The 14,009-nt window shown below is 60.5% G+C and carries 9 protein-coding genes; 3 read left to right on the top strand and 6 right to left on the bottom strand.

The window, feature by feature from the left end; all coding sequences use genetic code 11:
• Positions 1-5: 5 nt before the first annotated feature.
• Entirely contained in the window at positions 6-776 is a 771-nt protein-coding gene (locus tag F8N85_RS06715; RefSeq protein ID WP_150802870.1) for a phytanoyl-CoA dioxygenase family protein, read from the bottom strand.
• Between the two features lie 229 nt (positions 777-1,005).
• On the opposite strand from F8N85_RS06715, the gene F8N85_RS06710 reads away from it, so the two are divergent.
• Positions 1,006-1,218, top strand: coding sequence for a DUF1059 domain-containing protein (locus tag F8N85_RS06710; RefSeq protein ID WP_150802869.1), 213 nt, complete (start codon positions 1,006-1,008; stop codon positions 1,216-1,218).
• Between the two features lie 60 nt (positions 1,219-1,278).
• Here F8N85_RS06710 and F8N85_RS06705 read toward each other — a convergent pair whose 3' ends face one another.
• Positions 1,279-2,379 (bottom strand): polyamine ABC transporter substrate-binding protein, encoded by a 1,101-nt coding sequence (locus F8N85_RS06705; RefSeq protein WP_150802868.1) that lies wholly within the window; start codon positions 2,377-2,379, stop codon positions 1,279-1,281.
• A 129-nt stretch (positions 2,380-2,508) separates the two neighbouring features.
• Positions 2,509-3,324, bottom strand: coding sequence for a carbon-nitrogen hydrolase family protein (locus tag F8N85_RS06700; RefSeq protein ID WP_150802867.1), 816 nt, complete (start codon positions 3,322-3,324; stop codon positions 2,509-2,511).
• A gap of 129 nt (positions 3,325-3,453) precedes the next feature.
• Between F8N85_RS06700 and F8N85_RS06695 the strand changes: the two genes are divergently transcribed.
• Complete coding sequence (locus F8N85_RS06695; protein WP_150802866.1) at positions 3,454-4,236, top strand: helix-turn-helix transcriptional regulator; 783 nt, start codon at positions 3,454-3,456, stop codon at positions 4,234-4,236.
• Between the two features lie 63 nt (positions 4,237-4,299).
• Here F8N85_RS06695 and F8N85_RS06690 read toward each other — a convergent pair whose 3' ends face one another.
• The 3 genes from F8N85_RS06690 to F8N85_RS06675 all read right to left on the bottom strand — a co-directional run bounded on the left by F8N85_RS06690 (position 4,300) and on the right by F8N85_RS06675 (position 12,386).
• Positions 4,300-5,406 carry a P1 family peptidase gene (locus F8N85_RS06690; protein WP_150802865.1) on the bottom strand — a complete coding sequence of 369 codons (1,107 nt, stop codon included), beginning with the start codon at positions 5,404-5,406 and terminating at the stop codon, positions 4,300-4,302.
• A 363-nt stretch (positions 5,407-5,769) separates the two neighbouring features.
• Positions 5,770-7,629, bottom strand: a complete 1,860-nt coding sequence (locus F8N85_RS06685) for an ABC transporter ATP-binding protein (protein ID WP_150802864.1) — start codon at positions 7,627-7,629, stop codon at positions 5,770-5,772.
• Positions 7,630-8,117: 488 nt separating this feature from the next.
• Positions 8,118-12,386, bottom strand: coding sequence for a DUF4214 domain-containing protein (locus F8N85_RS06675; protein ID WP_150802863.1), 4,269 nt, complete (start codon positions 12,384-12,386; stop codon positions 8,118-8,120).
• A 410-nt stretch (positions 12,387-12,796) separates the two neighbouring features.
• On the opposite strand from F8N85_RS06675, the gene chrA reads away from it, so the two are divergent.
• On the top strand, positions 12,797-14,005 hold the full coding sequence (gene chrA / locus F8N85_RS06670; RefSeq protein ID WP_150802862.1) for a chromate efflux transporter: 1,209 nt from the start codon (positions 12,797-12,799) through the stop codon (positions 14,003-14,005).
• The last annotated feature ends 4 nt before the right edge of the window (positions 14,006-14,009 follow it).

Below are 14,009 nucleotides of genomic sequence, written 5' to 3'. Positions count from 1 at the left end.
GCAATTCAATCGTATTCAGCCTCCAGATGATCGCCCAGCAGCCGCAACTGACGCGGTGTGGCGGCGGCCAGCACTTCAGGATTGAAGCGCCAGTGCAGGTACGGCGAGAATTTCTGCGCCACCATTCGCCGGCCATAGTGCACCTGCAACAGGTAGCGGCTGCGGTCCGGGGTCCGGTTGTTGCTGCCGGCGTGCCATAGTTCGCTGCGAAACATCAGGGCGTCGCCGGCCTGGCACAACACCGGTTGAGCTGCCCGACCTTGCCACTGGGTTTCGCCGACAACCGGCGCGCGGCCGGCGCGGTGGCTGCCGGGGATCACGCGGGTCGGGCACAGGTCGGCGTCGATATCATCCAGGTAGAGGTGAACGGTGCAGATCTGCATCGGCAACTGGAAACCCGGATCGGCCAACAGGTCGGGGGGCAGCTCCATCACCAGATAATCCAGGTGCAGTGCCAGGCCGGTGAAGCCAGGGTGACTGCGCCAGGCTGTCTGGCCGATCAGGTGGCAATCGTCGCCGAGGGCCGCTTCGGCCAACTCGATGATCCCGGGCAGGTCGAGAAACGGCAGCCACAGCGGATCGCGATTGAACACGCAGGCGTAATGCTCGAGCAGGCCGCTGTAGTCCCAGTGTTGAGGCTTGAGGTGATCAATAGCATTGCGCAGGCTTTCCATCTGCACCCCATTCAGCACCTTGGGCAACAGGACAAAACCGTCTGTGTGCAAGGCCCGCAGACGCCTGCTGGTCAGGCGTGGCGAAACTTCAGTGGTGGCCATGGCAGGCACCCCGGCAAGCGCGAATCTCTCCAGCCATCCTTGCACGGCGCGGGTTATCGCGCCAAGTACCCTCGGGTCGGCTCAAATCAACCGCTTCCTCCCCTGGCATATACTTCAAGTACCGAAACTCACTCGATGCGCCACGCCGTCGTACCCGACGTACCCGCGTAGCGTATCCAGTGCTCGCTCGCCCAGGCTGCGCAGCCTGCCTTCACCAGAGGAAACCACCATGACTCGCAAATACATCGATTGCCGCGAATTTCCGAGCGATATCAATTGTTCGGTCGCGCTATCGGCAGACTCCGAAAACGAACTGCTCGAGGCAGCCGTACAGCATGCGGTGGCTGCGCATAAACATAGCGATTCGGCGGAACTGCGCACGCAGCTCAAGCAGCTGTTTCACGACGGTACGCCGCCTGTCGAAGCACCGCGTAAAGGGTAATACGGCGTGACCCGCTAAACCGGCTTACCCCCTGGAAGCCAGGATGCCCTACCTGCCCGATCAACTGCCGCTCTTGACCTTGCTCCACACTCGGGTACGTACACGTTCCAGTTTCAGCGGCAATGGCTCGAGAGGGAACAGAGTGTCCAAGACCTCCTTGGTCGGGTAAATGGCAGGGTTGTTGCGAATTTTCTCCTCGACCAGCGACCTGGAATCCTTGTTGGCATTTGGGTAGTTCAGGTAGTTGGACGACTGAGCGATGACTTCCGGGCGCAACATGTAGTTGATGAACGCCAACCCTTGCTTCGGATTGGGCGCATCGTTGAGCAACACCATGCTTTCCACCCACACCGGTGCACCTTCACGGGGGATGCTGTAGCGAATCTTGCGACCATTGCCGGCAAACTCTGACGATGTTTTGGCGTCCTGGACTCCCCCCGCCCAACCCAGCACCACACAGACGTTGCCGTTGGCCAGGTCGGTGATGAATTTGGATGAGTCGAAGTAACGGATGTGCGGACGCAGCTTCAGCAGCAGCGCCTCGGCCTTGCGGTAGTCCTCGGGGTTCTGGCTGTTGTGAGGTAGTCCGAGGTAATGCAACGCGATCGGGATGATCTCGCCGGGCGCGTCCAGCATGGCCACGCCGCACTGGCTCAACCTGGCCAGGTTCTCCTCCTTGAAGATCAAGTCCCAAGAGTTCACCGGCGCGTCGGGGCCGAGGATCGACGCTACCTTGTCCTCGTCATAGCCAATCCCGGTGGTCCCCCACATGTACGGAGCCGCATAGCGATTCCCCGGATCATTGCTGTGCAATTTGGCGAGGATCTCCGGATCGAGATGAGGCCAATTGGACAATTGCGACTGATCCAGCTCTTTGAGCACTCCGGCCTTGATCAGGTTCGGCAGCAGGTCGCCGGTGGCAACCACGACGTCGTAGCCGCTGCGACCGGCCATGAGTTTGCTCTGCATGACATCGCTGTTGTCGAACACGTCATACATTGCCCGGATGCCCGTCTCCTTCTGGAAGTTTTTCGTCGCATCCGGGGCGATGAAGTCGTACCAGTTGTAGATATTCACCTGGGCCTCGGCGGCGTCGGCTTGGGCGAGACTGAAACTGAAGACTGAGGCCAGGGCCAGTTGCAAACAACGGATCGGAATCATCTGGATACTCCAGGGCGGTAGCGGCATGTCCGTGGATAAGCGCTGCGCCTGCTATTTTATGGATTGTTATGGCAGGACCGGCATCGACACGATCGAAGACCTGTCGTTGTCTGAAACGACTGGCGCGGATCAGGGAATCAGCAGTTCACGGCGACCGTCCGGGTGTTCGACCTGTTCGCCAGCCAGGAACAAACGGCGGTCGCCGAGGTAGTCGTAATCGCGGCGGGCGGTCTTGAGCTGGTCGAGATCCAGATGGACCACCTGCCGACACTCTTCGCGCCCGGCTTCAAACAACACCCGACCAAACGGGTCGATCGCCGCACTGCCGCCGGCGAACACCAGGCCGTCATCGCCTTCCCCCACTCGATTCACCATGACGGCAAACGCCTGGTTCTCCTGAGCGCGAGCCATGATTGCGGTGCGATGGACCGGGCCGTAAGGGTCCATGTTGCCGTTGGTGACGATGATCAGTTCGGCGCCCAACTGGGCCAGGGCACGGCTGCTTTCCGGCAGCTCGATGTCATAGCAGATCAGGATGCCGACTCGCACGCCCTTCCACAGCGCCGTGACATAGCGGTCTCCCGGGCAAAACACCCCGCGCTCCGAGGGCCACAGGTGGGTCTTGCGGTAGCGCAAGGCGATACCTTCGGGCGTCACCAGCACGGAGGTATTGTAAAAGATGCCATCATCATTCTCGGCGATGCCGACTACCACCGAGACATTACGCTCGCGCACCACCTGCTCGATGGCGTGCAAGGTCGGGCCGTCCAGGGGTTCGGCAACGCTCGGCAATTGCTCGCTATCGACGAATCCCGTCAGGTGGGTTTCCGGGAAGACCAACAGATCCGTATCAGCCGCGCAGGAAGCGATGGCCTTCAAGGTACGTCCCAGGTTATAAACTGTATCGCCGTCACGGCCAGCCAGCTGCACCAATTCAATCTTCATCTTTGTTCCTTGCACAGGTTAATCAAGGTCCCAATCTGCCAACAGCACCCGCCAGGGCTGGGCAGAGTATGGGGCGCCGCGCAGCGGCAAGAAATGACATCGATGGGGTACCCCTCAATGGGTAGCAACATGAATCTGACGTTGCAGGACGTGGCTTGGCATGACGCGGTTGGCCGGTTGATCGAAACGCTGGACCGACCCAATTTCTGGACGGCGCTGGTGCGTTTGCTCGGTCGTTACGTGCCCGTGGACAACTGGGTGGTGCTGATCTTCAGTTCGGGAAGGCCGCAGGTACTGGCGGAATCTCCCGGCGAGGACGGTGGGATGGATTCGCTGTTTCAGGACTATCTCAAGGGTCTGTACCTGCTCGACCCCTTCTATCTCGCCAACCGCGAGGCACCGCAGAGCGGCCTTTTCCGCCTGGACGATGTCGCACCCGAGTGCTTTGAGCAGACCGACTATTATCAGCGTTATTTCCGCCTCAACATCGTCACCGACGAGGTACACATCAACGTCCAGCTCGATACTGAGCGGACTCTCAGCTTGTCTCTGGGCAGCCAGTGCCGCTTCAGCCTGGAGCACATTGCCTTGCTCGGCCTGATCCAACCCTGGGTCGGCGCCCTGATGCGGCAACGCCTGGTGTTCGAGCGGGAGGTGAAAGAAACCCCGGAGCTGCCACCCAGCTGGCAAAGCCGCCTGGAGTCGGCCACCCGGCAGCTGAGTTCGCCTCTGTCCGCGCGTGAGATGGAGGTCGGCCGGCTGATGCTCAGCGGTTGTTCGAACAAGGAAATCGCCCGCAAACTGACGATTTCCGCGGAGACCGTGAAGGTCCACCGCAAGCACATGTACAGCAAGCTCGGGATCAAGTCCCAGTCCGAACTGTTCTCGCTGTTTCTGCAGGCGCAGGAATGAAAAACGCCCGACACTCGCAATGAGTGCCGGGCGCCACCCGCCTTGGCGGGATCCGGGAGCGGATCAACTCATCCGGGGCTGCCAGCCGACTTTGCGCATGGCCGACAAGAGTTGCTCGGGTTTGAGCGCCAATGCTCGATTGCCACACCCTTCAAGGTCGCTGGCGCCAAGCATTGCATTGAGGATCGCCTCCTCGACCGCGTCGGCGGCCGCCACGAACAGCGCCGAAATATAGTCGTTGTTGACCATCTGCAAGGCGGTCGTCGGCTCGCCCGGACAGCCATGATTGGCTATCGGCAAACCGCGATTGCCTACCGAAAACGCGATGAAGATATCGCCGCTGGAGTCTTCCGTGCCACCGCCGACCCGTGCCAGGCCAACGCTTGCGCGCTGCGCCAGGCGTGTGCACTGATGCGGCAGCAAGGGAGCATCGGTGGCAATGGTAATCACGATCGACCCCATACCCGGCTCACCGACGTTCGCGGCACCTTCAAATGGTGATGGCACGTCATCCAGAACCCCGCCTACCGGATAACCCGCCACACGCAGCGCACCGCGCACGCCATAGTTGGCTTGCACCAAAGCGCCCACGGTCCAGCCACCCTGCTCGGCACTCAGCACTCGCGAGGACGTACCGATGCCCCCCTTGAATTCGTGGCAGATCATACCCGTGCCACCGCCGACACAGCCCTCTTGCACCGGTCCGGAACGCGCAGCGGCCAAAGCCGCCTGGACATGCTCGGCGGTGACATGTTGACCCCAAATGTCACTCAATACGCCGTCGTAGGTTTCCAGGACCACCGGCATGCACCAATAGGTGTGGAGCTTTGCCATCTCCCGTTCGGCAGCCACCAGCGCGTCCCGCACCACACCGACGCTATGGGTGTTGGTGTAAGCGATTGGCGTGGTCAGCAAGCCCGCTTCGCGAATCCACTCCAGGCCCGTGGCATCGCCATTGCCGTTCAACACATGGATCCCGGCAAAGCAGGGTTCCAGATGCGCCGCGACCGCTCGCGGCTCGATAACGGTAACGCCGGTATGGATGGAGGTTTCGCCCGACTCGACATTGAGCGTGTGATGACCGACCCGCACACCTGGCACATCGGTGATGGCGTTGTGAATGCCCGGGTTGCCCAAACCAATAGTGATGCCTAGGTCACGTAAACGCATTGTTCCATTCTCCACATTCGATCAATCAAGGTGCTCGAAGTGTAGAAACCTGATGGGCACTTAGCGATAACCTGCATTCAGTACCCCAAAAGCGTTAGCGGTGGCAGCCAGTTTGTTTAAGGAGCGCAGAGGGTAATGACCATTGCCCTCATGGAGCCCTCATGGATCTCGCGGGCCCTCACACTGTTTTCCCGGGGCTTGGATGCATCAGGCCCACCTCCGCAGTGAGGACTTCTTGTTTCCGATGACGCCCTGGAAATGGCGGAACAGACGGAAGTCTGACCACCCACTGCGACGGTCGATGCTAGACCGTCGCTGTCCGACCCAAAGCAGCCGCTCGCAGCCCCCGGGGGCCGTTCACGCTCATACCTGATCCATACCCTCGGCCACCCCCCGATCCTCGCCCAGAAACCCGCCACTCTGGTGGTGCCACAGCCGCGCATAGATGCCGTTCTTTGCGAGCAATTCGGTGTGGGTGCCCTGTTCGATGATGCGTCCGTCATCCATGACAATAAGTCGATCCATTGCCGCAATCGTGGACAGCCTATGGGCGATAGCGATCACGGTCTTGCCCTGCATCATTTCATCGAGGCTTTCCTGAATAGCCACTTCGACTTCCGAATCCAGCGCGCTGGTAGCCTCGTCAAGTAGCAGGATCGGGGCGTTCTTGAGCATCACTCGGGCAATCGCGACGCGCTGGCGCTGGCCGCCCGAAAGCTTGATGCCGCGCTCGCCTACCAAGGTGTCGTAGCCGGAGTGGCCTTGTCGGTCACTCAGTTGGCTGATGAACTCATCGGCCTGAGCACTGGCCGCGGCACTGCGGATTTGCGCGTCGCTCGCATCAGGGCGGCCGTAGGCGATATTGTCGCGAATGGAACGGTGCAGTAGGGAAGTATCCTGGGTGACCATGCCGATGGCGCTGCGCAAGCTGTCTTGCGTTACGTGCGCGATGTCTTGCCCGTCAATGCGAATCTCCCCGTTGTCGACGTCGTAAAAGCGCAGCAGCAGGTTGATCAGCGTGGATTTACCGGCGCCAGAGCGACCAACCAGACCGATTTTTTCGCCCGGGCGAATGTTCAGGCTCAGGCCATCGAGCACCTGGCGTTCGCCGTTGTAGTTGAAGCTGACATTGTCGAATGTTACCGCCCCGCCGGAGGTCACCAGCACACCCGCGTCCGGCGCATCCTGCACCTTGGGGCCGCGGGTCAGTGTTGCCATGCCATCCTGCACGGTGCCGATGCTCTCGAACAGCGAGGTCATTTGCCACATGATCCAGTGCGACATGCCATTGATACGCAACGCCATGGCGGTGATTGCCGCCACGGCACCTGCGCCGACCTCACCCTGGTGCCATAGCCACAGGGCATAACCACCTGCTGCCATGATCAAGGCCACCACCAATGCCTGGTTGACGATCTCGAACTGGCTTACGAGGCGCATCTGGCGAAAGCCGGTCTGCTTGAAATCCTCCATGGCTGCACGCGCGAAGTGCGCTTCACGATTGGAATGGGAGAACAGCTTCACTGTCGTGATGTTGGTATAGGCGTCTGAGATACGTCCGGTCATCGAGGAGCGTGCATTAGCCTGTTCCTGCCCCACTTTCCCCAAGCGGGGTACGAAGTAGAGCATGGCTAGCCCGAACAACAGGATCCAGGCAATGAAAGGCAGCATCAGTTTCAGTGCGAAGCCGCCGGCCAGCGCAATGATCGCGATGAAATACACCCCGATTCCGGGTGCGATCTCAATAAGGGTAAACAGCACGTCGCGCACGGCCAGCGCAGTCTGCATCACCTTGGTGGTGACCCTGCCGGAAAACTCATCGGAAAAAAACGAAAGGCTTTGCCGTAGCATCAAACGGTGGAAGTCCCAACGCAGCCGCAACGGTAGGTTGATCGCCAATATCTGGTGCTGCACCATGGTGCGCAACGCCACCAGTGCGACACTGGTCGCCATTACGATGCCCATGCCCCACAACACGCGAGTTTCCTGCGCAGCCGCATCACCGCCTGCCTTCCAGGTCGAGAGTAGATCCACGACCTGACCGAGGAAAGAAAACAGCCAGGCTTCGTAGATCGACACACCGGCACTCAGCAGCGCAAACGCAAGAATATAGCCGCGAGCGCCCCGTGTGCACGCCCACAGGAACCGAGCCAGGCCCTCGGGTGGCGGTGGTACCTCGTCAGGCGGAAAGGGGTCGAGCCTTCGTTCAAATGCGCCAAGCATGGTGGTCTCCAAAACGATCAAGTTCAGGAGATTCTGCCATTGAACGGTTGCTTTGAGGGTTTTGCGGGGTTGAGGCATGTCGCTGTTGGCAGCTTGCTTTGTGTATAGGGTTGCCGGATATGCAAACTCGACGGCGAGATCACTGCGATCGCGACAAGCGAGCCGTCCGCCGTCCGTCTTCAACAGCTGCGCGGCGTCGGCCCAATGATCGCTACAGCGCTCGTCGTTACCCCATGGTTTCATGGGCTGGGTAGAGTCGATACTTGGGCCTGGGTGCGTCAAGGCATAATAATTTCAGCTTCCTCGGTGAGCCAACTCGTCGTAAGACATTCCTGCAACGCGGCTGAATTCATGCACATTGTTCGTGACGACCCGTAATTGCGGTGTCGCACCAGTGGTTTGGATGCCGCGCATCCAGCCATGGCCACAAAACGGTGGCTACGGCTGGTCACCCAAAGGCAAAACTGCATCAGCGCCCTATAAACCGCTTATGGCAGAAAGCGGTCATGGAACTCCTGGCTGGCAATAAAGCTACCCACCACCGTGATCTCAGACACTCCCGTGTTTTGCTGGTTAACCCAGTAATCAAAGCCCGCCTGCTCGGCCGGGCGGCCCAACAAGCCCAGGTAGTTCATCGCCACGCTCAGCTTGGTCTCACTGGCCGCCTTGTACTCAGCTGACTCCGTCAGGCCCAGCAGCACGACTCCCCTGCTGGCGTCAGCGACCAACTGGGTGGCCCACTGCGTTTGCTCCTGAACAGTTGCGCTGCGCCCCAGCACACTTTGGTATTGGGACTCGATAAAGGCGGGGTTGTCCAGTCCGGCGTACTTGAGTGTGAATTCAGGACTGGCGGCAAAGGCGGCAGCAATCTGGCTTAAGGGGGTGCCAAGTTGCTGCTTGTCCATCCAGTAGCTCATGCCCGGCGCATCCGGCAGACGATTCAGGGAACCAAAATACAGGCGGGCAATGGCGCCAGTGCCGCCTTGAAGTTCGGTTGAGTCAAGGAAACTGGTCGCCACTTCGGCGTGTGATACGCCGGCGTCAAGGCGACCCTGCCAGTACTGAACACCGGCGCCTTCACCCTCGCGGTACAGGATGTCGCGGTACATCTGCATGGCAAAGAGCTTGCTGCTGGTGAAGACGTTGTTGTCCATGACGCCCACCGTGAGGCCGTTGGCGGCTTCCAGCGCATCTGGAAACTGGTCATGGTCGGCGTCTTTGGTGACGGCCACGCTGAAGCCCACACCACCGGGGTCGGTGATGACGCCATTGATGGTGTGGTCATCATCAAATTGACCACCGTCGGTGATGGAAAAGTCCAGCCGGGTCTTGCCGCCCTCTGAGACAACCTTGCCGCCGTATTCGCTGCTGGCCAGGTTGACCCAGGTGCCCGCTGCATTTTGTTTAAAGTAAGCGTTGGCACCCACGCTGGGGTCGACGTACAGGCTGAAGGTCTCGGTCACGCCCACACCGGCCACACTGCTTACGCCTACGGTCGAACTGAAGGAGATCAAGCCCATGGGCAGCTTGAGGTCGGCAGGCAGGTTGGCTGGCGCGTCGAGCTGATGCACGTTGTTGAGCGTGGCGCTGCTAGCGCCAGCCTTGCCCTCGACCGCGCCGGCAACCAGTGTGACATACACCGGTGTTGCGCTGGCGGGGTTGCTTTGCGAAGTCGGCGTGCTCAGGAAGGCCACCGAGGCGACCGCGGCTTGCTGGCTGTCGGCAATGCCGTCGCCGTTGCCATCGCCGGCCACCGCGGCCCCGCCGTTTGCAGGAGTAAGGCCGGGGGCCGAATTTTCCTGGGCGTCGGGGACGCCGTCTTTGTCCAGAACTGGGGTCGGGGCTGGCGCAACGTTGGCGTTCAGGCTGTAGTTGGCAGGCGTGCTCACTGCGCCATCGCTGACGCTGATGCCGATGCTGGCGGCCCCGGCGGCGGTGGCGGTGAAGGTGGCCGCCGCCAGGGCGGTGTTGATGGCTGCAGCCGTGCCGCTGAGCTGGATGCCGGCAGTAACGTTATCCGTGTCGGTCACGCCGTTGATCGTGCCGTTGCTGGCGGTCAGGGTCACACTCAGGTTGGTGGTGCCTTGCTCCGTGTCGGCCACGGTGAAGTCAGCCAAAGCGGCGGCTACGCCCACGGTCACGGCTTGCGCGGTATTGGGAACGCCGGTGAGGGTGGGGGCGGTGTTCGGGATCGTAGCCATCAGCACCAGATCGTTGCCGTCGCCACCTTTGTAGCTCACCTGATAAATCTTGCCACCCTGGCTGAAGGTGCCGCCCTCGATGAGCATGGTGTTGCCAATCGTGACGGTGCCGGTGATCGCATCCGTACCATCGTTGCTGATCAAAACAAAGCTGTCGTTCACAGCGGGCGTGAAGTTGCTCAGGTTGATGGACAAATTGGCGCCCGTGAGGTTGACCGCGCCATACACCTTGATCTGGTCATAGCCGGTGCCAGCGGTGTTGCCATTGATCTGGGCGGCAATGGTACCGCCTGCGGCCACCGTCAGGCCGTTGTGCAGGGTCAGCGTGCCCACGCCGTTACCCGCAGCCAGCGTGCCGCCCGACTGTACCGTGACGGCGCCGCTGGTGCTGCCCGTGCCGATGCTGCCGCTGCCGCCCAGCGTGGCGCCGCTGGCCACGGTGACCGAACTGCTGTTGGCCAGCGCACCATTGACCAGCAGCGTGCCAACATTCACGAACGTGGCGCCGGTGTATGTGTCGGTAGCCGAGAGTGTCAGCGTGCCGCTACCTTGTTTAAGCAAGTGACCGGTGCCGCTGATAACACCAGAAAAGTCGGTGGCATTGCTGTTACCCACATTCAGCGTGTTGGCACCCAGCGTCACCGAACCGGCTCCTGCCAGCGAACCAATGGAACTGTCCGAACCCAGCATCAGCGTACCGTTCGTGGACACCGTAACGGCTGAGGAATTGGAGATGGACGTGAGGTCGGTCAGCGCCAGGGTGCCGTTTGATACCGTAGTGGACCCGGTATAGGTGTTGTGCCCGGTCAGGGTCAGCGTCCCGGAGCCGGTCTTGGTAAGGCCGTTGCCGATGCCGGAGATCACGCCGGAGAAGGTGGTGGAGCTGTTGTCGCCGCCTGTCGTCAGCTTGTAGCCCAATACGACGTTACCGGCGCCAGCCAGCGAACCGATGGTTTCGGCTCCGCTAGCCAGGGTCAGGGTTGCATGGCTGGCGACCATTACCGCGCCGGTATCGGCGATGCTGTTGCCGCCTTGCAGCGTCAGTCCACCGGCCGACACCGTTGTGGCCCCGGTGTAGGTGTTGAAGCCCGACAGCGACAGTATGCCGGAGCCTGTCTTGGCCAGCGCGCCGCTGCCGCTGATAGCCCCGGAGAGGGTTGTGCTGGTGTTGTTCGCGCCCGTGGTCAGTGTGTTGGCGCCCAGCGCCACCGTACCCGCACCTGCCAGCGAGCCAATCGTTTCTGAACTGGACAGCGTCAGGGTGGCCCCGCTGGCAACGGTGACGGACCCGGTATCCGCAATCGCCGCACCGCCGCTCAAAGTCAACCCGCCCGATGTCACCACGGTGGCGGCGTGGGTGTTGGTGCCGGACAGCGTCTTGGTGCCGCCAGTGAGCGTGAGGGTGCCCGACCCGGAGATGTTGCCGGAAATCGTGACCGGGGCGCCACCGTCAATGCTGCCACCACCCGTACCGATGACCATGGCGTTGGTGATGGTGGGGTTGCTCATGAAAGACAGACCTCCGCCGTCTAACGTCACCGTCCCAGAGCCGAGCCCGAGTTGATCCGGCAACTGCAGCGTGCCGCCTAAAATCGATGTACCCCCCGAATGGGTGTTGGTGCCGTACAGTTTGAGTTGACCAGCCCCTTCCTTGATCAGCCCACCCTCACCCGCCACCACGGCCCCACCGCTGTACATGCCCAGCGTTTTGCCGCTGCCGTTGCTAAACGTGAGGTTGACGCCAGCCCCAAGGGTCATTGTGCCACTGCCAAACGACGCACCACTGGCGGAATAGCCATCTACCTTCAGGCTTTTCGACAAGACTGGGTTATCTGACGCTGAAATAGATTGTCCGGTCAGGGTGCTGTCCAGCACCAGCGTCTGGGAGCCAGTGACATGAGCATTTGCAATCGCAATCGCCTCGCTGAAGCTGATGCCATTGCTGACGTCAATTGTGGCGGTGTCGGTGGTGTTGGTGACGTAAATGTAATTAGTGGTCACCGTCACGTCAGCGTTGGTGGCGGTAGCGCCGTCGCTTAAAGAAAAACGGATGGTGGTGTCACCTGTGGGGGTGTCATTCCGGTAGGAAATGCTCCGCAACACCGACTGGACCAGCGCCGTGCTCGCAATCTGATTGAAGTCCCCATCTCCCGAAGCAGCTGCGCCAAACTGGATAGTCAATGTTCCAGTTGCATAGGTATAAGACCAGCGGGCGAACCAGCCTCCGTTTGCTGTGTCGTTCAAAGCCCCCGTGGCGTTCTGCTGAGCCGCGTAGGCAGTCGCAATCGATTGAGTCGGATAGACCGAGTAGGCGTTTCCCTCTTGCAAAGAAAAACTGCCGTTATCGATAAACTGGAGCTGGTCCCTGCTTGTGCCATCGACGCTGCCACCCGTGACCCGGTGGATGGTCAGGGTTGCGCCGTTCCAATTGCCATTGCCGCCATTTAGCGCCTCAAAAGTGGTGTTGGAGACAGTGGCATCGGTGGCGCGGTCCAACGTCACCCAGCTGCCCACGCCAGCCCAGGCGATGCTGTCGCTCAGGTTAGAGATCACCATTTCAGTGCCAGGGACTGCCCTGCGATCAGGGTGTCGGCGTCAATGAATACGATTAGATTTTGTGGTTGAGGGGTATTCATAAGGGGCCTTGATGTTTTAAGTGGTTTTTTGATCCCTGGTGGGATGCCGTGCTGCGCAGATGGCGGATATGGCGGATATGGCATAAAGCCAGTCGTTAGTATTACGGTAACATCATGCGATGCCGCTGCGAACGTCACGGTTCAGAATGAGTGACAACAAACGCAAGTATCAGTAGCCCAGCGTTGTATGAAGAAGGGCATGCCTGGTTAGGGAGGCGCCGCGACAGGCGCGAATCAGGACAAGCCCCCGTGAGTGTCTTTTTTAAATAATCGAAGTTCGTTATCGTAATTCGATTATTGATTCACCTGTTCGAACCAAGAGGCGATTACATGGCCGACTCTCATGCCGATCACCGCAGCAGCGCATGGTCGGTGTTTCTCATCTTCATGCGCCTTGGGCTCACCTCTTTCGGCGGTCCGATTGCGCACCTAGGCTACTTCCGCAATGAGTTTGTCACACGACGGCAGTGGCTGAGTGAGCGCAGCTACGCGGATTTGGTGGCGCTCTGCCAATTCTTGCCAGGGCCAGCCAGCAGCCAGGTCGGCATCGCGCTGGGTATGTCTCGGGCGGGGTATTGCGGGGCGCTGGCTGCGTGGGCTGGATTTACCCTGCCTTCAGCTATTGCCCTGATCCTGTTTGCGCTGGGCATTTCCCATTACGGCAGTGCCATCTCATCCGGCGCACTGCATGGCCTCAAAGTGGTGGCCGTCGCGGTGGTTGCTCAAGCGGTATGGGGCATGGCGCGAAACCTTTGCGCGGACGTGCCGCGAGTCACCATCATGGCCATTGCTGCATGCGTCGCCCTGCTTGAACCGTCCGCCTGGGGACAGGTCAGCGTGATTGCCGCCGCGGGTGTTGCCGGCCTGCTGTTGTTCAAACCCAAGCAGAGTGCCGAGCACGATCCACTGCCGATTACGATCAGCCCCCGCGCCGGGGCGATCTGGCTGTCGCTGTTTCTGATATTGCTGGTTGGCCTGCCGCTCTTGACCCAGCTGCTGCCCAATCCAACCGTGGCGATGGTGGATGCCTTTTACCGGAGCGGATCGCTGGTATTCGGTGGTGGTCACGTCGTTCTGCCCCTGCTGCAAGCCGAGGTAGTACCCTCCGGCTGGGTTAGCAATGAAGTCTTCCTTGCGGGGTATGGCGCCGCGCAGGCCGTACCCGGCCCCTTGTTCACGTTTGCCGCGTTCCTCGGCGCGTCGATGAGCCTCGCCCCTTCAGGCTGGATCGGCGGCATGATCTGCTTGCTGGCGATCTTCGCGCCGTCCTTCTTGTTGATTTTCGGCGCCTTGCCTTTCTGGGAACGGTTACGCCAGAGTTTGCGCACACAGGCCGCGCTGGCCGGAGTGAATGCGGCGGTAGTCGGTCTGCTGTTGGCCGCGCTCTATCAGCCTGTATGGACGAGTGCCATTTTCCAGCCTCAAGACTTCGGTTTGGCACTGGTCGCCCTCGTTGCGCTGATGTTCTGGAAACTCCCGACGTGGCTGGTCGTCGTTGGAAGCGGGCTCGCGGGGTGGTTTTTGAGTGTTGCGTTGTGAGGCG

Origin of the sequence: Pseudomonas fluorescens (assembly GCF_902497875.1) — a bacterium.
GTDB lineage: Bacteria > Pseudomonadota > Gammaproteobacteria > Pseudomonadales > Pseudomonadaceae > Aquipseudomonas > Aquipseudomonas fluorescens_BR.
This window is presented reverse-complemented; position numbering and strand designations above follow the sequence as displayed.